This window comes from Novosphingobium resinovorum (assembly GCF_036352595.1).
GTDB lineage: Bacteria > Pseudomonadota > Alphaproteobacteria > Sphingomonadales > Sphingomonadaceae > Novosphingobium > Novosphingobium resinovorum_B.
The window spans coordinates 1-19,916 of the sequence record NZ_JAZFAX010000052.1; the positions used below are offsets into that span (position 1 = coordinate 1).

The following is a 19,916-nucleotide window of genomic DNA, read 5'->3' on the forward strand; positions in this document are numbered from 1 at the left end:
CAATATAAACGCCGGGCAAACCATGTTCGAAATAAGCAACATCGTCACCGCTGCTTGATTACCAAAATTACATCGCCAAACCTGCCGCGGCGGTTCAACCGCAACGTGGAGGATTTTTACCGCTTACCCTGTTCAAACGCGTCGGCCAGGTAGAGCGCTATCGCCACGGATTCCGTGATCAGCGCGCCGTCATGAAGGATCGCGGGCACGCGCTTGTCGGGATGTGGGTTCGCTGGATCGGGCTGCCCTTCACCGGTCATGGGCCGGAAGATTGAGACCGGCCGGATCTCGTAGGCGGTCCCCAATTCCTCCAGCAGCCAGATGATCCGGGAAGACCGCGATTGCGGAGCGTGGAATAGGGTAATCATGGATATCTCCTCAACGAGCATTCGCCCCGACGACCAGCGCATCAAGGCATTTCCACTTGTACGGCAGCCCTGCTGACAGCATTCTGTCAGCAGGAGGCCGACCCCGTGCGCAGAGCAGACAGATTGTTCCAGATCATCCAGATATTGCGCCGCTCTACCCAGCCGGTAACGTCGGGCGAGATCGCCCAGGAACTGGAGGTTTCACAGCGCACGGTCTACCGCGACATCGCGGATCTGATCGCGCAGCGCGTGCCGGTGCGAGGTGAGGCCGGTTTCGGCTACATTCTGGACGACGCCTTTGACATGCCGCCGCTTATGCTGACGCCGGACGAAATCGAGGCCGCAGTGCTGGGCGCACAGTGGGTCGCCGGGCGCGGCGATCCCGCGCTGGCGAACGCAGCGCGCGATCTGATCGCCAAAATCACCAGCGTCGTGCCCGAACGGCTCCGCCCGATCATCGCCCATCCCGCGATCGGAACACGGCCCATTACAGCCCCGGCATCGGACCGCATCGATCTGGCGCAAACCCGCTTATGGATCAGGGACGGCCGCAAGATCGAGATCGACTACCTCGACCAGCACGGCGCCAACACCGTGCGCATGATCTGGCCAATCATCTTGGGCTTTCTTGACGACACCCGCATGCTCGCAGCTTGGTGCGAGCTGCGTCAGGATTTCCGTCACTTTCGCGCTGATCGAATAGTGGCGGCCAGATTTGTCGATGAATTCTACGACAGTCGGCCGGGAACGCTCCGCCAGCGTTGGAAACGGGATATGGAGAAGAGGCGAAATCTCGAGGGTGAAAGTTAAGCCTTCCGAATGGCGTCACTCGCGACGCGCAGGCATCATTCTGCCGTCAACCCATTCCCGCCGTTCAGCACCCTAATCGAACTTCTCCAATGCTGCCGGTCTACGTTCCTGGCGGCCTCTCTCCCTCCCCACTCAACTTTGGAGTAATGCTGTCTTTCAACCGGTTCGTCATCCGGCTGCCATACCAGTTGGTGTTGACACTGATGACTAAATTTTCGGCTTTTCAATATAGCCGCCCAGCGAAAAATCACACACCGAGATATCACAGTTTGCGCTTACCGAAGTGTAGCCAAATACGCGATCAAAGCTTTCCGCTGTTCCGGGTTGGCCATGCCGGGATAAGGCATACGGTTACCGGGCACCGCCTTGCGCGGAGCGGTGATGAAGGCATCCAGCTGATCCGGGGTCCAGACCTTGCCGGAATTCGCCAGCGCAGGCGATGCCTTGAGACCCGGCGCCGTGCCTGCCTTGCGACCTACGATCCCGAACAGCGTCGGCCCCACCTTCTTCACGCCGGGCGCAGTGCCGTGGCAGGCCGCACAGGCGGCGAAAGCGGTCTTGCCCTTCGCCACCAAAGGCTGGTCCGCTGCGACGGCACTACTAAGAAAGCCGGCCGCAACAATCGCCGCAAGGGGCAAGCCGAAAAGCGCCAAACGGATAGGGAATTTGAGCTTTGCCTTCACGATCAGCCCTCCATAGCCCAGCGGTGATAGACAACCACCGTCTTGGCATAACTGTAGGTAAGCGTCTTGCCGTCCGCCGATAATTGGTAGGTCGCCTCGATCGTCGGCTTGCCCTGCCGCGATACGGTCAGCGCCAGACGCCCCTGTGCATCGGGCCTCCACGACACGACATTCCAAGGCAGCGACCCGCCGCTGCTGTGATACTCGATCGAGGGCGTACCATCGGTTTGCGCGGCCCAGTGGCCGAAGGTCGTCTTGCCGTCCGCAGAGCGCGAGACGAAGGACACCAACACCCTGCCGCCCTCGGTATAGGCAAAGCTGCGATAGGCGGCGGTGGGCTTGGCGCCAGGGTAAGTCGAAGCGGCAAGGTCTGCCTTCCAGTAACCAATCAATGCATCCGGCGCGATCTCACGCGGGTCACGCTCGGGAAGTCCTTCGGCGGCTATAGCCATCTGTGGGAGTGCGGAAGCGGTGGTGGCTCCCAATGTCAGGGCAAGAGCGTAAGCAGCGATGCGCGTCATGGCGACCTTCCAGGCTTGATGGATGTTGAGTGAGAGGAACGTGACACGAGCCGCAGCGCATGTTCTACTGATTTGACGCTCCCTCGCAGGATCACGCACCGCTATTGGTCAGGCAGACGGTGACGTTTCCGCCGACTTGCGCGACAGGACTGCGTAAACGATGAAGCCCAGCACGTTCCAACCGAGGAAGAAAAGCCGCGTCTGTGTCGGCAGACTCCAGAACAGATAGAGGCAGCCAAGGATCGCCAGCGGTCCGACCACCCACGGCAACGGGGTGGAAAAACGACGGTTCGCGTTCGGATCGCGGCGGCGCATCAACAGCATGCAAGCGGCGACCGCAATGAATGCGGCCAGCGTGCCTGCGTTGGCGAGGGCCGCGATCGCGTCGAGTGGGACCAGCCCCGCCAGAATCGCAACGAGCACCGCCGTCGCCATCGTGATGCGAACCGGGGTGCCGCTGCGCGCGCTGACTTTGGCAAGTGAGCGCGGCAGCAGGCCGTCGCGGGCCATGACGAAGAAGATGCGGCTCTGACCGAACAGGAACGCCAGAATGACCGTTGGCAGGGCCACGACCGCCGCCGCGCCGATCACCACGGCAACGCCGTCCTGCCCCAGGCGCCGCAGGATCAGCGCCAGCGGCTCTGCGCTGTTGGCATAGTCGAGGTAGGACATGGAACCCACCGCCGCTGCTGCCACGCCCACGTAGATCAGGGTGCAGATCGCCATGGACCCGACAATGCCGATGGGCAGATCACGCTCCGGCTTCTTCGTTTCTTCAGCCGCAGTGGAAATCGCATCGAAGCCGTAGAAGGCGAAGAATATGATCGCCGCCGCCGCCATGACGCCGCGCTGGGTGCCGTCGACGTCATGGGCGATGAACCCGTAAGGCGTGAAGGGGTGAAACCGCGCAAGGTCGAAGTGCGGCAGCGCCACCGCCACGAACAGCGCCAGTGCGACGATCTTGACGACCACCAGGATCGCATTGACCGTGGCACTTTCGCGCGTGCCCAGTGCCAGCATCCCTGCAACCACGAAAACTATGAAGACGGCGGGCAGGTTGATCACGCCGCCAGCATGCGGTCCGACGGCAAAGGCCACCGGCAGATGAAGCCCGAAGCCGGACAGGAACCCGTTGACATAACCGGACCAGCCCACCGCCACAGCGCTGACCACCAGCGAATATTCCAGGATCAGGCTCCAGCCGATGATCCAGGCGATCAGTTCGCCGATCACGACGTAGGAGTACGTATAAGCCGAACCGGACGCCGGGATCGCCGTCGCCACTTCGGCATAACACAGCGCTGCGCAGGCACAGACCAGTCCAGCGACCGCGAAGGACAGGATCACCGAAGGCCCGGCAAGGTTCGCGCCGACGCCGACCAGCGTGTAGATTCCGGTGCCGACGATCGCGCCCACGCCCAGCGCGGTCAGATGCCACCAGCTCAGCGTGGGGACAAGGCGGTGCTCTGCCCCCAGCGCGTCGAGTTCGATCGGCTTGCGCCGGTTCCAGTGCCGCATGGCAAGCTCCCTGAAGTGTATCGTGCAGCAGGCGTCGCCGCGACCCGGCCCGCCTGCCGCACCCTTATGTCAGATGACTTCGTAGAAGCCCAACTGGCGCTGTTCCAATTCGCGCACGGCACGGAACGCCTCGTCGATCGCGGTGCCTGCCGTGGAGACGCCGCCGGCGTCGGCATTGGCGATGGTGATGCGACCGAACGGCTGCTTCGCCGCCACCGTGGGCGAGACTGTCAACGTGCGATCCTGTTCGAACAGCGTGTTGCGGCCGGTGGTGAAACCGTGCGCCCAGCGATTGACAGTGATCGCCAGAATATCGCGTGCCGGATCGAAACCGGAGCCGGAAAGCGCCGCAGCCGCCTGCGTACGCACCGCGCGCTCAAAATGTTCGAACGGGGTTTCCAGCAGCCCTGCGCGAGCCATGCGAAACTGGTCGTCGCCATACGTGCCCGGTTCCGGAGGCGATCCGCCCAGCAGCTCGGACAGCATCGTGCTGTTGGAGCACACGCCCGAGTTTGACCCGGTGTTGAACGCCACGACCATTGGCTCCGACGGTGAACGCGGCGGCACCAGTTCGCCCAGATACCGCTGGGACGCTATGCCCATGCGGCCATAGAACGTGCTGGGGAACGAGACGTTGGACAGCTTCAGGCTGGCGAAACTTTCCCAGTTGCGGAACAGCACGTTCGTTGCCTGATTGACCGCACGCACGGCGGAATGCAGCGCGGCCTTCTGCTCCTCCGGCAATTCCGGGATGATGTAGGGAATGACATTGTTCATCCCCGCCATCACCACGTTCTTGCCAGTGACGCGCTTCAGCTTGCCGCCGTTCATGTAGCTGATCGTGCATTCGCTGTTGTCCGGATCGAACAGCCTGCCTTCACTGCCCTGATGCTTCACCGACACGACGATGCTGCTCAGGCGAATGCGGACCGGCTGTGCGGGACGGTCCAGCGTGGAGTAATCGACGCGCTTTGTCTCGACTTCGGCGAACGTACCCGGCGGCAGTGCATCGGGGATCAGCGAGCGCACCAGCAGACGGGCGATATCGCTGTTACCGGCAGGCAGCGTGTAATCGTCTTGACGATGCTCCGCACCTTCGGGAGACAGGGCCGGTCGCTCCAGTCCAAGTCCATCGAAGCCGGGCCGCATGCGGAAGAAGGCGAACCAGGCCGAACCCATATCCGATCCGATGCACCAGATGCCTTCCATCAGGGGCACCACGTCCGGATGAACCTTGGCGACGTTGAGCATGTAGTCCCGGTAGCTCATGGAGCGCAGCGCGGTAACTTTCTGCTCGTTCGTCATACCGGCCATATAGTCGACCTTGCCTTTGACGAAGTGCTTGAGGTCTTCCTTTACTTTCGCCGGGAACGGCGCTGCCGCCAGCCAGGCATCGTCGAAGTTCAGCGCGTTGCCGCCCCGCACCAGCATGTCCTTGCCGTAAACATCCTTGCGGAAGAACGTTGCCTGCTGCAGGCCCATGCTGCGATAAAGCTGGCCATCGCTCCGGTCGCTGGGATCGCCTTTGTCGATGCCCAGCTTTCGGACAAGATCAATCGAATCCTTCGTCCAGTGCGAAGGGGCGACCATGTAGGACGATCCTCCATTGGCGATCAGCAGCTTGCCGTTGGCAACGAATTCGTTGCGCTTGGCATGACCGCCGAAGTCGTCATGATTGTCGAGGATCAGGATCTTCGCCGAAGTGCCGAAGCGGTCGCGAAAATACCACGCCGCCGACAAACCGCTGAGACCGCCGCCGACCACGACCAGATCGTACATCTCACCGGTGTCCTCGGCTGCGGCGAAGCGCTCACCGTCGCGCAGGGCGTGAGCGCCCTCGAACGATCCGGGGTGGTGGCCACGCATACCGGTGCGCATCGGCGGATAGTTCGCCGCAGAGATCGCCCCGTCGACATTGACGCCGCGCGGTACGCTGCCCGCCGCCTTGGCGAAAGCGGGCGCGCCCTGCATCAGCATCGCGCCGCCTGCGGTCGCCGCCACACCCTGAATGAAGTCCCGCCGGTCGATCGGGCGGTTCATGCCCAGATCCCGATCTTCGCCGCGAATGTCCTGATCCCTCATGTGCCTCACGCCCTTTCGCTCGTCCGGCAGGTGCCGGCCCGGTCCGTCGCAAGCAGGGAAAGCGTGTCACACAGGGTCGGGTCTGGTCCTGTACCGGATGCCCGCTTTGCGGCCCATCCCTCCCGACGCCCTTGCTGCGACCGACTTGTCCCCGCTCCCTTGACGTGACGAGGCTATCAGCGGGAATTTCCCCATGTTGCCGAATTTCGGCATTGCGGTAGAATATTCTGCCGAAATTGGACGCAGACGGCAGAATGGATCGACAAGCCACTGCGCCTTGCGCGGGCACCTGCACGCGGGCGGGATTCATTTTTCTACAAGAGATTCACTCTCATAGATTTATCTGGGTTCGCCGGTTCGACCTCCTGCGATCCGACTTCCGCATGTCTCTGCCGCTGGAATTCAATGGGCTTTGCGGCGGCGCAACATCGCCACAGAAATGCCATTCGAAATGGCAGGAAATGCCGGAGCGTTGCAAGAAAACGGCAACACTTGAGGGCGGCGTCATCAGACGATCATTCCTGTCGGCAGCTCTCGCAAACGACCAGGCCAGAACACAACAAACGGCAATACGAAACATCGAGGGGCCGACCCGGGACGGAGGGGATTTTCCGCGTTCAAGGGGGATTGATAACCATGAGGAAGTTCACACAGCTTTCGGGACTGACTGCCAGTTCCATCGTCGCTCTGATGGTCGCGGCACCGGCCATCGCGCAGGAAACGACCATCGCGACCGACGCCGCCGCCGCCGCAACGCCCGACGCGGAAGCCATCGTCGTCAGCGGTTTGCGCGGCGGCACACGTACCGTCACCGATTCCGCCGTTCCGGTGGACGTCTTCACCGAAGAGACGATCAAGCGCAGCGCGCAGACCGACACCGTCGAGATCCTGCAGACCATGATCCCGTCCTATTCGGTGAGCCGTTCGGCCAATACCACCTCGGACAGCTTCGTGCGTGCACCGCGCTTGCGCGGATTACCCGCTCATGCAACATTGCTGCTGGTCGATGGCCACCGCCGCCACAAGTCTGGCAGCGTGCAGGTCAGTGGCTATGCCTCGCAATCCGCAGATTCTGCCGTGATCCCCGCGATCGCGCTGAAATCCATCGAAGTCCTGCGTGATGGCGCCGCCGCCCAATACGGTTCGGACGCCATCGCCGGGGTCATCAACTACCAACTCAAGGATGCCGACCACGGCGGCTCGTTGATGGTTCAGGGCGGCCAGTTCTACGAAGGCGACGGCAAGAGCATCCAGGTTGCAGGCAACATCGGCTTCAAAGTGACCGATCGCGGCTTCATCAATCTGTCGGCCCAGCTCAATCACGATGATCCGACGGTCCGCGCCCGCACTTTCACGTCGACGGCGTGGGATCCGTTCGTCGCCTACAACACCGATCCTGTCTTTGCCGCCGCCGTCGATGCTGCCGGGCTGGATTTGTCCCAGCCGCTTGAACGGCGCGGCAAGCCGATGGAAAAGGCCGCGCGCTTCTTCGTCAATTCGGGTTACGACCTGACGGACAACTCCTCGCTCTATGCCTTCGGCAACTTCTCGAAGTCCAAGGGCACCGCCGTGGCTACCTATCGCGTGCCGGGCGCCCGTCAGGCCGTGCTGGACAATCCGATCCGGTTGGAGAACGGTTCGATCTACCGGTTCCGCGACGATTACCCGCTGGGCATGGCGCCGACCTTCTCCGGCGTCGTAACCGACTGGAGCGCGGCGGGCGGCTGGAAAACCGAGTTCGACCTTGGCGGCGAACAATCGCTGACGTCGGACCTCAGCGCGCGCTACGGTCGCGGCAAGATCGCCTATTCCATCGACGGCACCGTCAACCCGTCGATGGGTCCGGCTTCGCCGACCACTTTCGAAGCCAGCAGCTACATCTCGGACGAACTCTCGTTCAACGCGGACTTCGTCTATACTCTGCCGACCAGCTTCACGCATGGACCGCTGGTATTCAACTTCGGCGCGGAATATCGCCGCGAGAGCTTCGAGATCGTCGCAGGTGAGGAAGGGTCCTACCTCGCAGGCACATGGGCCACATCGGACCCATTTAACTTCTGCACCAATGAAACCAGCCTGGCCGCCCGCACGCTGACCCCGAATGCACCGACCGGTCAGGGCATCAACTGCAACAGCGCCAGCGATCCGGTCTATAACGTGCTGCAGCCGGGATCGAACGGCATCACCGGCATCTCGCCCGCAGTGGCCGGCAAGTTGGCGACGAACAACAAGTCGCTTTACGGCGAAGTCACCAGCGACATCACTGACCGCTGGTTCCTCGATCTGGCCACCCGGTTCGAAAAGTACAATATGTTCAGCAGCAAGCTGGTCTGGAAAGCGGCCACCCGCTACAACCTGACGGACTGGCTGGGCCTGCGCGGCTCCATCGGCACCGGCTTTCGTGCGCCGACCGCTGGCCAGATGAACATGACGCAGACTTCGATCCAGACGGTGGGCGGCGTCCAGTTGAACGTCGGCCTCTATCCCACATCGAACCCGGTGGCGCAGTTCCTGGGCGCCAATCCGCTACGGCCCGAACGGTCGCGCAACTATTCGCTGGGCATCACCCTGACCCCGGCACCCAACCTTACGCTGACGGTCGATGCCTATCGCATCAAGCTGTACGATCAGCTTTACACCAGCTCGCAGATCGTGGTGACCAATCCGATCAGGCAGTCGATGATCGCAGCCGGGATCGTCGGGGCGGAATCCATCGATCGCATCCAGTTCTATCAGAATGCGATCGACTCCACGACGCAGGGGCTGGACGTCGTTGCATCCTATCGCGGCAACTGGTTCGATATCGGGTCCACCAACCTGACAGCGGCGTTCAACACCAACTCCTACGAAGTGGACCGGGTGCTGGTGTCCACTGTCAGCTTCGATGCAGTGACGCTCTACAACTTCGAGCATAACGATCCCCGCTGGCGCGCCAATGCCACGGTCAACCAGCAGATCGGCCCGGTATCGGTCATGCTGCGCGCCAACTTCTTTGGCCCCTGGTCGCGTCAGACGGTGAACGCCAGCCGGGCAATCCAGAGGTATGGCATGGAAACCCTGTTCGACGCTGAAGTCTCCGTGCCGTTGACCGACAAGTTCAGCGTGACGCTGGGCGCGCGAGACATCTTCGACAACTACCCCGACGTGAACCGCATCGACGATACCAACGGGCGTACTTACGTCGACGGCGCCGTGCCCTGGCAGGGCGGGTACTACTACGCGCGCATCAACTTCAACTTCTGACGGCGGGGCAACCGCGCCAGTGAACATTCTCTACGCGGAAACCCTCCTACTTGGCCCGGAAAGCACCAGCGTTCCGGGCCTTTTTTCGCTTTTCAGAACAAAGCCGCCCCGTTCTCCACCGTGCTGCGCGGGGTCACGACGATGACTTTGCAGCCCTCTCCCGGAGCGCCCAGGATCAGCACTTCGGAGCGGAACCCGGCGATGTTGCGCGGGGCGAAGTTGACCACGCAGCATACTTGCGTGCCCAGCAGGTCTTCCGGCGTGTAATTCGTCACCTGGGCGCTGGACCAGCGCACACCCAACGCGCCAAGATCGACGGCCACCTTGTAGGACGGGTTTCGGGCGCGCGGGAATTCCTGCACCTCCACCACCGTGCCGACGCGAATATCCAGCGCGGCGAATGTATCGAAATCGGTGATGTCCTTGGCCTGCGCCATCATGCAATGCTCCGTATCTGTCTTGCGCCGCAATGATAGCGCGATGCGTGGAAGACGATCTGCCGATCCTGCGCGGCAATTCGGTGGCTTCTACTGCACCTCCTGCCCGTTCGGCCCTGTCTTCGTCCAAGCGGCCGACCTAATTTCGCTACACGCTGGCAAACCGGGAGCCGAGATGACCACCCAGACCCTGACTTACGCCGCACCGCTGCTGCTGGACGACCCCACGCTGTTCATCGAACGCGCTTTCGTGGCGGGGGACTGGATCGCAGCCGACCATGGCGCGACCGTCTCCGTCACCGATCCTGCAACGGGGGCGGTCATCGGCACCGTGCCTGCTTGCAGCGCCGACGAAACCCGCCGCGCCATCTCCGCCGCCGAGACGGCACAGCGCGCATGGCGGCGCCTGCCCGTCCCGCGACGTTGCGCGGTGATCGAGGAATGGCACCGCCTGATCATGGCAAACCAGACCGATCTGGCCCGCATCATGACCGCGGAACAGGGCAAGCCGCTGGCCGAGGCCGCTGGCGAGATCGCGTATGCCGCAACGTTCGTGAAGTGGTACGCCGCCGAGGGCCTGCGCGTTCACGGGCAGGAAATCGCCTCTCCCTTTGCCGACCGCCGCATTCTGATCCGCAAGGAGCCGGTCGGCGTATGCGCCGCCATCACGCCCTGGAATTTCCCTGCCGCAATGATCACGCGCAAGGCGGCCCCGGCGCTGGCAGCAGGATGCGCCATGGTAGTGAAGCCTTCGGAAATGACGCCGTTCACCGCGCTGGCCCTTGCCGTGCTGGGCCAGCGGGCCGGTATGCCCGCTGGCCTGCTGAGCGTCGTCACCGGCCTGCCCGCCGCAATCGGGCCGGAACTGACCGGCAACCCGGCGGTGCGGATGCTGACGTTCACCGGCTCCACCCGCGTCGGCGCGATGCTGATCCAGCAATGTGCGGGCACCGTGAAGAAGCTGGGCATGGAGCTGGGCGGAAACGCGCCATTCCTGGTGTTCGACGATGCCGACGTCGAGCGCGCGGTCGAAGGGGCCATGGCCAGCAAGTTCCGCAACGCCGGGCAGACTTGTGTGTGCGCCAATCGCTTTCTCGTCCAGTCGGGCATTCATGACGCCTTCGTCGAGCGCTTTGGCGCGGCGGTGCGCGCGCTGAACGTGGGCGCCGGGACGCAGGAGGGCATCACCATCGGCCCGCTGATCAATGACGCCGCGCGCCGGAAGGTGGCCGACCATGTCGCCGATGCGCTCGCCAACGGAGCAAGCATTGCCGCAGAAGCTGCCGCGCCCGAAGGTTTTGCCGCTCCGGTGGTGCTTACCGGCGTAACCCCGGCGATGCGTCTGTGCGAGGAGGAAACCTTCGGCCCAGTGGCGCCGGTCATCCGGTTCGAGACTGAGGAAGACGCCATCGCGCTGGCCAATGCCACGCCTTACGGCCTTGCCTCGTACTTCTACACGCAGGACATGGACAGGGCATGGCGCGTCAGCGAGGCGTTGGAATTCGGCCTTGTCGGCCTGAATACCGGGGCGATGGCCATGGAATGCGCCCCCTTCGGCGGTATGAAGCAATCCGGCCTTGGCCGCGAAGGCGGCGCCGAGGGGCTGGAGGAATTTCTGGAAACGAAGGCCTTCCACTGGGCCGGGTTAAAGACCGGCCTCTGAAGACCAGCGCCTGAAGACAAACGCCTGAAAACAAGGACCAGATCGTGACCGTACGAAATTATCGCATCGCCGTGATCCCCGGTGACGGCATCGGCAAGGAAGTGGTGCCCGAAGGCATTCGCGCCCTTGAGGCCGCCGGGAAGGCCTTCGGCTTTTCCATCGAGCAGGAATGGCACGATTTCGCCTGCTGCGATTACTATGCGCAGCACGGCCAGATGATGCCCGACGACTGGAAAGAGCGCATCGGCGATGTCGATGCGATCTACTTCGGAGCGGTGGGCTGGCCCGATACGGTGCCCGATCACATATCCTTGTGGGGATCGCTGATCCAGTTCCGCCGCGAGTACGACCAGTTCGTCAATCTGCGACCGGTGCGCCTGATGCCGGGCGTGCCTTGCCCCTTGGCCGGACGCAAGCCGGGCGACATCGACATGATGATCGTGCGTGAGAACACCGAAGGCGAATACAGCGCCATCGGCGGCATCTCCTTCCCCGGCACGCCGCGCGAAGTGGTGATGCAAGAAACGGTGATGACCCGCTTCGGCACCGATCGCATCCTGAAATACGCCTTTGATCTGGCCGAGCAGCGCCCGGCAAAACACCTGACTTCCGCCACCAAGTCTAACGGCATCGCCATCACGATGCCTTGGTGGGATGGCCGCGTGGAAGAGATGGCGAAGAGCTATCCCGAAATCCGGACCGACAAGTATCACATCGACATTTTGGCCGCGCAGTTCGTGATGAACCCAGACCGCTTCGACGTAGTGGTGGCATCGAACCTGTTTGGCGATATCCTTTCGGATCTTGGTCCTGCCTGCACCGGCACCATCGGCATCGCACCATGCGGCAACATCAACCCCGATCGCTCCGTCCCCTCACTTTTCGAGCCAGTCCACGGTTCGGCCCCGGACATTGCCGGAAAGGGCGTGGCCAACCCTGTCGGTCAAATCTGGTGCGGGGCGATGATGCTGGAGCATCTGGGCGAGAAAGACGCCGCTGCCTCCGTCGTCAGCGCCATCGAAGGAGTGCTCGCCGACGAAGCACTGCGCACCCGCGACCTTGGCGGCAAAGCCGATATGGCGCTCTGCGGTACGGAGATCGCCGCAAGGATCGGTCAGTAGAACCAGACCGCCGTCGGGAGCCCGAAAGCTGGGTAAGCTCAAGGCTACCTCAAGGTTCACCAGGGACCTGTCTTTGTTGAAAGTGTTCGGCCGCGGTTTTGAAACCCTCGTGGTAACTGCCTTCATTGGCGGTGTCCGGGCAGCCGCCGATGGCATTCGAGGTTAAAGCGCTCGCCATTACCGGCTCAAAACACGCTTACCACGCCCCGTTTACGAGACACCGATCTTCACCATCCGGGACTGTAGCCATAGGGCCAAATGCTATTCTTACATTTGGACCGAAATTCTGTCGCGAGATGAGCGGCGCCGGGTAGAGAGACTGGTGACAGACCCGATCGGGTAGACATGCTAAAGGCACGCGGGATCGCAACGATGATAATGACTTTCCGCCTTGCCGATCCGAAAATACCTTTGGATCGGCAGGGCGGTTCCGTTACCGCGGTTGCAGGTGCAGCTTCACCGATGGCTGGCCGCGCGTCACGGCAGTCTTGATGACGATATACGAGAAATACTTGGAGACGCCGATGTTGCTCTCCAGGACTTCCTCCATCATCTCCTGATATTCCGCGATACCGCGCACCACGAATTTCAGCAGGTAATCGAAACCGCCGCTGACGAGGTGACATTCCACCAGTTCGTCATACTGCGCGATGCGATGTTCGAATTTTTGGAAGTCTGCACGGCGGTGGTCGCCCAGTGTGACCGAGGTGAACACGATCTGGCTGTCGCCGATCTTGGCAAGGTTCAGGATCGCGCTGTAGCTGGAAATATAGCCCGCTGACTCCAGACGCTTCACGCGGGTCAAACAAGGGCTGGCGGACAGGCCCACCCTGTCCGCCAGATCCGCATTGGTGATCCGCCCGCTTCTTTGCAATTCGGCCAGAATGTTGATGTCTATCCGGTCGAGCTTGGGAGCGTTAATCATCGTGCGGGCCCTGTCATGGTTTGTCGTTGTGCCGATCAGCCGTTGCGCAATTCTTCCTGATGCGCTTTCACCAGATCAGCCATAGTGTTGAAGCGGAAATCATATTTCGGCGACTCCTCCGGCGTCATCGTCGCGCCGAAACCTTCCTGGGCATGGCGGCGATAGATCCAGCACCCGGCCAGACCATGGCGGTTCGCGGGCAAGTGATCGTGGAACATGCTCTCCGCCGTGTGCAGGACGTCGCCCGGTTCCAGTCCCAGATCGGCCAGATGCGCCTTCATGTAATCGAAGTTGGCATCGGCAGGCTTGTAAGCACCGATATCTTCCGCTGAATAGATCGCGTCGAATTCCACCTGTAGCTTCTCGTTGCTGTAGTGGAAGGTCTTGTTATCGACGTTCGAAAGAATGATCAGCTTGTAGTACTTCTTGAGATACTGCAGCGCGCCGGGTGAATCTACGAATGCAGGCCAGTTGCGTACCGAACGGCCATATTCCTCGCACTCGGCCCAGGATACGGAGACGCCCCACTGTTCCGCCAGTCGCTTGTAGACGATCGGCAGAACGTCCCGGTACAGCTTGCCCGGCGTCTGCGCCTGCTGTTCGGATTCATGGCGGGCATGGGCCTGCAGGATCTCGTCGCGGGTCAGTTCGGGCGAGACTTGCGCGGTGAGGCCGCTGAGCGCCTCGATCATCCCCGATTCCCAATCGATGAGGGTGCCGTAGCAATCGAAGGAAAGGGCCTTGAAGTCACCCAACCGCATTACGAATCTCCTTGATGTTAAGCAGGTCGTCGAGGCTCTTGCGGAAGCGTTCCAGCAGAAGGTCGACTTCGTCGTTGGTAATGCAAAGCGGCGGCGCGAAGCCGACGATCCCATCGCCAAAAGCGCGAAATATCAGCCCGTTGCGATAACCGATTGCCGCAAGATGGCGCGGCAGGTCAAGTGTGGGAGCAGGCCGCGTCTTCCCCGCCTTGTTTGTAACCAGTTCCACGCCTGCCAGCAGGCCCTGCGAGCGGACGTCGCCCACCAGCGGATGGTCCAGCAGCCCTCCCAGGCCTTTGGCGAAATGGGTACCAGCCACTTGCCCGTTGGCAAGCAGACCGCCTTCTTCGTAGAGCCGCAGAACCTCAAGGCCGACGGCGGCGCTGACCGGGTGGCCCGAATACGTCTGCCCATGGCCGATAGCGACACCCGAAGGTGTGGCATCACGCATCGCGCGATATATCCGGTCGGACATGAACAGCGCGCCCATTGGCGCATAGCCAGCGGTTAGCCCCTTGGCGACGGTCATGAAATCCGGCGTCAGGCCTTCATGCTCACAAGCGAACAATGGGCCGGTACGGCCAAAGCCAGTAATGACTTCGTCCACCACAAACAGGATACCAAGAGCGCGGCATGCGTTCTGCATAGCGGTCAGCCAGCCCTTGGGCGGCACGATGACCCCTCCCGAACCGACCACCGGTTCGGCGAAGAACGCCGCGACGTTGTCAGCGCCCAATTCATTCACTTTGGCGGTGAGTTCGGCCACCGAAGCAGCGATCAGCGCGGCATCGTCCACTGCATCGCTGCGATAAGCGTAAGGGCAGGAGATGTGGTGCTGCATCGGCGTAGGTACGTCGAAGCCAGCATGGAACGCTGGCAGGCCCGTCAGCCCGGATCCGATCGAACTGGAGCCGTGATATCCTCGCTCCAGCGCAATCATATGCTTCTTGGTCGGCTGTCCAGTGATGTTATAGTAGTACCGGATGAAGCGGACCACGCCGTCCACCGCATCCGACCCGCCCAGCGTAAAATACACATGGCTGAGGTCACCCGGCGCCCGCGCGCCCAGCTTGGCCGCCAGTTCGATCGCCGGTTCGGAAGCATAGCTGAAATAGCCGGTCGCGTAAGGCAGCTTGGCCATCTGTTCCGATGCGGCAGCGACCACGCTGTCCTGCCCGTAGCCCACGTTGACACACCACAGGCCCGAAAAGCCATCGAGGAGCACGTTGTCCTCGATATCGGTCAGATAGCACCCCTTGCCGGATCGCAGGATGGTGGCGCCACGTTCCTCGTGGTCGCGCCAGGATGCCACCGGGTGAATCCAGTGGTCCCGATCCTGCCCCAGCAGCGCTTGCATATTCATTGCGTTCTCCTGCTTAGACACCATCAGGTTGTACGGGCAGGCGTTTGCGATAATGGCTGATTGTGCAGCGCAGCGCCGCGACTTATCCTGTTTTGCAATACCGACGCGGTGGATTCTGCTTTGCTGGGGCTTTCCGCAAAAATGCGCGGTTCTCCGCGCTATTCGTGCTGGTCCCAACTACTCAAACCATCGCCGGATCAGGCGAACACGGCAGAATCAATCGGCAGACTACGCACCCTCTTTCCTGTTGCAGCATACAGCGCGTTGATCAGCGCCGGGATCACCGGTGGCAGCGCCGGTTCGCCAAGTCCCGTAGGCGGATTGTCCGTGGTGACGAACTCGACATGGATCGGCGGCGCGCTTTCTATGCGCAGGAAAGGGTGCGTGTCGAAGTTCATCTGCTCCACTGCACCGCCGACTTGGGTGATCTGCTGGCCAGCGATCGCTTGGCCGAGGCCCTCTATCACCGAACCTTGGACTTGATGCAGCGCGTTAAGAGGGTTGACGATCTGGCTACCGACATCGCCCGCCACCCAGATGTTATGTACCACCACCTGCCCATCCGCGACAGAGGCCTCCACTACTTCGGCAAAGTAGCCGGCGTGGCTGTAGTAAAACGCAAACCCCTTGCCCCGCCCCTCGGGCCAGGCGGCGCGGGCGGCCCAGCCAGACATTGCCAGAACCTTTTCGATCACCCCTCGTGCCCGGCCGGTATGAAGAGGCGGACGCCGTTCGTCGTCAGGCACGTTGCGCGACTTACCTAGAAGGTCGATCATCAACGCGGGTAAATCTTTGCCCGCTGCCTCGGCCACTTCGTCAAGGAAGCCCTGCAATACGAAGCCGAAGGCGTTGGAACCGGGCGCGCGGAGCCATCCGGTGCCAAGGTTGCTGTCGATCAGCGTCAGCCCGATCTCCACGTTTTCCAGCAGCGACGCTGGCGGCGTCTGCGGGGACAATTCTGCCGCGCGCGAAGCCGTACCGTCCCTGCCAAACGTAACGTAATGGTCGCGGAACCCCAGGATCTGCCCATCCGCATCCAGTGCCGCTGACAGATTATGCCAACCCGGCGCGCGGTAAAAATCACGGCGCAAGTCATCCTGCCGATTGTACAACAACTTCACCGGCGTACCCGGCACCTGCTTTGCGATTGCCGCAGCCTGCACCATGTAGTCGTTAAGCAACCGCCGTCCAAACCCGCCGCCGATACGGGTCAAGTTGATGCGAATACGATCGGGCGCAATGCCGAACGCCTTGGCGACCAGTTCACGCCCGGCTTCGGGATTCTGCGTGGGCGACCATACTTCCAACGCGTCGTCCCGCCACAAGGCCGTCGTGTTCTGTGGCTCCAGCGTGCCATGGGCCAGTAGCGGAAAGGTGTAGCGCGCCTCAACGACTTTGGCCGCTGCGGCAAAAGCCTGCGTCAGCGCGCCTTTGCTCAGCACCTTGACCTGCGGCGTAGCGGCCAGATGCCGCTCGGCCAGCGCCGCGTAGCCCTCCGTAGAAAAAGCCGCCTGAGCGCTCGTATCCCATTCGATTTCTAACTGACTGCGAGCACGATCCGCGCTCCACCAGCTTGGCGAGAGCACCGCTACGCCATCGCACAGCGATTCCGCCACACTGTCGCCATGGATTTCGAAGGCATGGCTGACGCCTGGCAGCTTGCGCACAGCGTCGAGTGACACCGAACGCAGCCGCCCACCTGCGACCGGGCACGTTTCGAACACGGCATGGAGCATGTCCGGCAAGGCCACATCGATACCAAAAACCGGCTTGCCCGCGACGATCGCCGGGGCGTCGACATTGCGGATCGGCTTGCCGATGATGCGAAAGTCTGCCGGAGCCTTCAGCGGCAGCGCAGCGGGGTCGGGCGCGACCATACCGGCGGCACGCTCCGCCAGATCGATATACGCTAGGCTCCGCCCTGACGCCGGATCGGTCACCCGCCCGCTCTGTGTTTGCAGACCAGTCGCCGGAACCTTCCAGATTTCAGCCGCAGCACCGATAAGCATTGCGCGCGCCACTGCGCCGACGCGGCGGCTGGGCAGCCATTCGCGGCCGGTAGTACGACTTCCGCCAGCCCCTTGCGGGCCGAACACTGTAGCGTCGGCATGGGTCTGCTCGACGGTCACCTGATCCCAATCGACGTCAAGTTCCTCGGCAATGAGCATCGGCAGCATTGTCTTGGCGCCTTGCCCGATCTCCGCATTCTTGCCGCTGATGACGAAGCGATTGCCCGGCAGCACGCGCACGAAGGCGGTCAGGGGCATCGTGCCGTCCCCTGCACTCTGCGCCCGCGCCTTGATAGGCATCGCAAATTCAAATGCCACCCCACCGCCAATCAGTAGAGAAGCCATTACTAAGCCGCGTCTCGTCAGTGCTGGACCGTTCATCCGATAATCCCGGCGTTCGCAGCCGCCTTTATTGCCGCCCGGATACGCAAGTATGTCGAGCACCGGCACAAATTTCCGGACATGGCCGCGTCGATTGAGGCGTCATCAGGTTGCCGCTCCTGCTCAAGCAAAGCGACAGCACTCATGATCTGCCCGGCCTGGCAATAGCCGCATTGCGAGACGTCCAGATCCAGCCATGCGGCTGTGATCCGCTTACCGACCGGCCCTTCACCAACCGCCTCGATAGTCGTGATGGAACGATCGACGACATCCGCGATCGGCGTGATGCATGACCGTATCGCTTCTCCGTCAAGATGAACGGTACACGCACCGCAAAGCCCGGCCCCGCATCCAAACTTTGTGCCCGGCAGACGGCAATCCTCACGCAGCACCCAGAGCAAAGGCTTTTCAGGGTCCGCGTTAACCGTGCGCGGTCGGCCGTTGAGAGTGAAACGTATCGCCAATGCAGGTTCCCACGATGGAAAGAGTTAGCGATCTACCGTAGAGGGCTGACACCAGAATTATCGACCGATTCAATTCGCAAAAGCGAAAGAAGCTATGGCGCGCAGCGGATTTGCGCGATGTGTTCTGATCGAACACAAAGGCTGTGGCTCGACCATCCGCGAGCGCGATCACCTTCTAATAGCCTGAAGGCGTCCGCTGGTAAGTGCCGCTGCCGGTAAAGGCTGCATCATCTGGGCATCCTTCGGCGAACCATAGGCCCACAGGAGATCCTTGTGGTTGCGAAGCGGCTCAGGACAGTAGGCACCATTCCCGCCCTGACGAGGCACATTGGCCAGCGAGAACCGCTCGTTGACCGAAGAGTGAAGAACAGCGTGTTTTCGTGGCGATCTGGGGCCACCTTCCTACTCCACGGCTTGGTCGGCCACCGCAGCCCGCTACGCGTGTGCGAGTTGATGGTATCGGACATGCTTGCGATCTCGTCATGCTGGAACCCGCCGGTCGACGGGTAGAGCTTCAGGCGATCTGCATCGACCAACTGTGGGTGCGGCACCGATGCTGTCTCTCCAAGCATCCAGCCAAGGGCGATTGACGGAGGATTTTGTTTGACGTCAACGAAGAGGCTTCGGCTTGTATCTGGTGCGGCCCGTCTATCGATATTTCAGAGCCAGCGTTTTGTCATGGCAATATTAAAGAGAGCGAGGGTAGGGGAACTTCCCCCGGCATTCAGGACATCTCAGCCTGTGATGCCGATATTCAGGAGAAAGCAGATTAATAAGTGCGCCGTTTTCGATGTTCAGAATTTTTGGAATGATACAGAAGCTGCTCTGGCTGCTGAATTAGATCAGCACATTATCCGAATAGCAAGTGCAATTGGGGGGCATATTGTTCGGGAAGTTTTGTTGAGAGAATTAAATATGGATTATTGCTCGAAGTTTCCGCGCAATATAGATGGTTCTGAAAAATAAAATCTCATTTCTGAAATATTCAATGACTTTTTATTGATAATTATTCTTTCTGTGCAAAGCACCGCCACTCATGGCGCATCAGCCAGTTCCAGGTGCCTTCAGCATAGCGCCCGATTGATCGCACCCATGGCTTCGGATGAGAATTCCCCCATCGGGGAGTCTTATGAGCGGCCATCTTGGCATCTTTGTTTATGGAATATTCTGCGGAACTCGCAACAAACAAAAATTGAAAAAATTCAATATTACAATGGTTTGTGGATCCATCGGGGTGGCGAATCAGAGCGCTCAGAAAAAACATTGCAAATTTGCGAGGTTAAGGAGGCAGGTTCAAATCCTACCCTCGCAACCAACACCCAAAAAATCTTATAAAAATCAGAATCTTACTGAGATTTCTATTGGGCGGAAATTCCTCGATTCAATAAAATCAATGACTTGGCTTTGTAGGTTCAAATCGGGGGCGCACCCCGCAACCAACCTAGCACTACTTTGGCAGAAGTTTGAAATGCGTGACTGATAGGCTCCCACCGCAATGAGGGCATTGGTCTGGCGGAGGTCTTGATATTCGGTCAATGATGGCCTGTCGGATGGCGGGCATGCTCGG

The 19,916-nt window shown here is 61.1% G+C and carries 16 protein-coding genes; 4 read left to right on the top strand and 12 right to left on the bottom strand.

All coding sequences use genetic code 11. The features are described 5' to 3' along the window. Window positions 1-116: 116 nt before the first annotated feature. Window positions 117-368, bottom strand: a complete 252-nt coding sequence (locus V2S85_RS24885) for a glutathione S-transferase N-terminal domain-containing protein (protein WP_330705483.1) — start codon at window positions 366-368, stop codon at window positions 117-119. Window positions 369-491: 123 nt separating this feature from the next. Between V2S85_RS24885 and V2S85_RS24890 the strand changes: the two genes are divergently transcribed. Then, window positions 492-1,178 carry a YafY family protein gene (locus V2S85_RS24890; RefSeq protein WP_330705484.1) on the top strand — a complete coding sequence of 229 codons (687 nt, stop codon included), beginning with the start codon at window positions 492-494 and terminating at the stop codon, window positions 1,176-1,178. A 275-nt stretch (window positions 1,179-1,453) separates the two neighbouring features. On the opposite strand, the gene V2S85_RS24895 is transcribed toward V2S85_RS24890, so the two are convergent. The 4 genes from V2S85_RS24895 to V2S85_RS24910 all read right to left on the bottom strand — a co-directional run bounded on the left by V2S85_RS24895 (window position 1,454) and on the right by V2S85_RS24910 (window position 5,982). Then, window positions 1,454-1,861 (bottom strand): c-type cytochrome, encoded by a 408-nt coding sequence (locus V2S85_RS24895; protein WP_330705485.1) that lies wholly within the window; start codon window positions 1,859-1,861, stop codon window positions 1,454-1,456. Window positions 1,862-1,863: 2 nt separating this feature from the next. Next, window positions 1,864-2,382 (bottom strand): hypothetical protein, encoded by a 519-nt coding sequence (locus V2S85_RS24900; protein WP_330705486.1) that lies wholly within the window; start codon window positions 2,380-2,382, stop codon window positions 1,864-1,866. Window positions 2,383-2,490: 108 nt separating this feature from the next. Beyond that, window positions 2,491-3,900 carry an amino acid permease gene (locus V2S85_RS24905; RefSeq protein WP_330705487.1) on the bottom strand — a complete coding sequence of 470 codons (1,410 nt, stop codon included), beginning with the start codon at window positions 3,898-3,900 and terminating at the stop codon, window positions 2,491-2,493. 69 nt (window positions 3,901-3,969) lie between these two features. After that, on the bottom strand, window positions 3,970-5,982 hold the full coding sequence (locus V2S85_RS24910; protein ID WP_330705488.1) for an NAD(P)-binding protein: 2,013 nt from the start codon (window positions 5,980-5,982) through the stop codon (window positions 3,970-3,972). 636 nt (window positions 5,983-6,618) lie between these two features. Here V2S85_RS24910 and V2S85_RS24915 point away from each other — a divergent pair. Next, entirely contained in the window at window positions 6,619-9,225 is a 2,607-nt protein-coding gene (locus tag V2S85_RS24915; protein ID WP_330705489.1) for a TonB-dependent receptor plug domain-containing protein, read from the top strand. Between the two features lie 92 nt (window positions 9,226-9,317). Here the strand turns inward: V2S85_RS24915 and V2S85_RS24920 are convergent, their stop codons facing one another. Next, window positions 9,318-9,665 carry a tRNA-binding protein gene (locus V2S85_RS24920; RefSeq protein WP_330705490.1) on the bottom strand — a complete coding sequence of 116 codons (348 nt, stop codon included), beginning with the start codon at window positions 9,663-9,665 and terminating at the stop codon, window positions 9,318-9,320. Window positions 9,666-9,837: 172 nt separating this feature from the next. Here V2S85_RS24920 and V2S85_RS24925 point away from each other — a divergent pair, with 172 nt between their 5' ends. Then, window positions 9,838-11,325 carry an NAD-dependent succinate-semialdehyde dehydrogenase gene (locus tag V2S85_RS24925; protein WP_330705491.1) on the top strand — a complete coding sequence of 496 codons (1,488 nt, stop codon included), beginning with the start codon at window positions 9,838-9,840 and terminating at the stop codon, window positions 11,323-11,325. Between the two features lie 41 nt (window positions 11,326-11,366). Continuing rightward, window positions 11,367-12,446: a tartrate dehydrogenase gene (locus V2S85_RS24930; protein ID WP_330705497.1), complete on the top strand. Its 1,080-nt coding sequence runs from the start codon at window positions 11,367-11,369 to the stop codon at window positions 12,444-12,446. A 433-nt stretch (window positions 12,447-12,879) separates the two neighbouring features. Here the strand turns inward: V2S85_RS24930 and V2S85_RS24935 are convergent, their stop codons facing one another. From V2S85_RS24935 to V2S85_RS24960, 6 genes are all read right to left on the bottom strand, one after another. After that, window positions 12,880-13,371: an Lrp/AsnC family transcriptional regulator gene (locus tag V2S85_RS24935; RefSeq protein ID WP_330705492.1), complete on the bottom strand. Its 492-nt coding sequence runs from the start codon at window positions 13,369-13,371 to the stop codon at window positions 12,880-12,882. Window positions 13,372-13,406: 35 nt separating this feature from the next. Beyond that, window positions 13,407-14,132 (bottom strand): haloacid dehalogenase type II, encoded by a 726-nt coding sequence (locus V2S85_RS24940; RefSeq protein ID WP_330705493.1) that lies wholly within the window; start codon window positions 14,130-14,132, stop codon window positions 13,407-13,409. Next, window positions 14,119-15,495, bottom strand: coding sequence for an aminotransferase class III-fold pyridoxal phosphate-dependent enzyme (locus V2S85_RS24945; RefSeq protein WP_330705494.1), 1,377 nt, complete (start codon window positions 15,493-15,495; stop codon window positions 14,119-14,121). The genes V2S85_RS24940 and V2S85_RS24945 overlap by 14 nt, the downstream gene beginning before the upstream one ends. Before the next feature lie 197 nt (window positions 15,496-15,692). After that, on the bottom strand, window positions 15,693-17,885 hold the full coding sequence (locus tag V2S85_RS24950) for a xanthine dehydrogenase family protein molybdopterin-binding subunit (protein ID WP_330705498.1): 2,193 nt from the start codon (window positions 17,883-17,885) through the stop codon (window positions 15,693-15,695). After that, window positions 17,882-18,349: a (2Fe-2S)-binding protein gene (locus V2S85_RS24955; protein ID WP_330705495.1), complete on the bottom strand. Its 468-nt coding sequence runs from the start codon at window positions 18,347-18,349 to the stop codon at window positions 17,882-17,884. The genes V2S85_RS24950 and V2S85_RS24955 overlap by 4 nt, the downstream gene beginning before the upstream one ends. A gap of 1,338 nt (window positions 18,350-19,687) precedes the next feature. After that, a partial coding sequence (locus tag V2S85_RS24960; protein WP_330705496.1) for a hypothetical protein occupies window positions 19,688-19,916 on the bottom strand: 229 nt, incomplete at its 5' end.

What these genes read in the sequence shown, in the direction of transcription:
- V2S85_RS24885 (WP_330705483.1), bottom strand. Translation starts at nt 368, where the DNA reads ATGATTACCCTATTCCACGCTCCGCAATCGCGGTCTTCCCGGATCATC.
- V2S85_RS24900 (WP_330705486.1), bottom strand. Translation starts at nt 2,382, where the DNA reads ATGACGCGCATCGCTGCTTACGCTCTTGCCCTGACATTGGGAGCCACC.
- V2S85_RS24905 (WP_330705487.1), bottom strand. Translation starts at nt 3,900, where the DNA reads ATGCGGCACTGGAACCGGCGCAAGCCGATCGAACTCGACGCGCTGGGG.
- V2S85_RS24910 (WP_330705488.1), bottom strand. Translation starts at nt 5,982, where the DNA reads ATGAGGGATCAGGACATTCGCGGCGAAGATCGGGATCTGGGCATGAAC.
- V2S85_RS24915 (WP_330705489.1), top strand. Translation starts at nt 6,619, where the DNA reads ATGAGGAAGTTCACACAGCTTTCGGGACTGACTGCCAGTTCCATCGTC.
- V2S85_RS24920 (WP_330705490.1), bottom strand. Translation starts at nt 9,665, where the DNA reads ATGATGGCGCAGGCCAAGGACATCACCGATTTCGATACATTCGCCGCG.
- V2S85_RS24925 (WP_330705491.1), top strand. Translation starts at nt 9,838, where the DNA reads ATGACCACCCAGACCCTGACTTACGCCGCACCGCTGCTGCTGGACGAC.
- V2S85_RS24935 (WP_330705492.1), bottom strand. Translation starts at nt 13,371, where the DNA reads ATGATTAACGCTCCCAAGCTCGACCGGATAGACATCAACATTCTGGCC.
- V2S85_RS24940 (WP_330705493.1), bottom strand. Translation starts at nt 14,132, where the DNA reads ATGCGGTTGGGTGACTTCAAGGCCCTTTCCTTCGATTGCTACGGCACC.
- V2S85_RS24945 (WP_330705494.1), bottom strand. Translation starts at nt 15,495, where the DNA reads ATGAATATGCAAGCGCTGCTGGGGCAGGATCGGGACCACTGGATTCAC.
- V2S85_RS24950 (WP_330705498.1), bottom strand. Translation starts at nt 17,885, where the DNA reads ATGAACGGTCCAGCACTGACGAGACGCGGCTTAGTAATGGCTTCTCTA.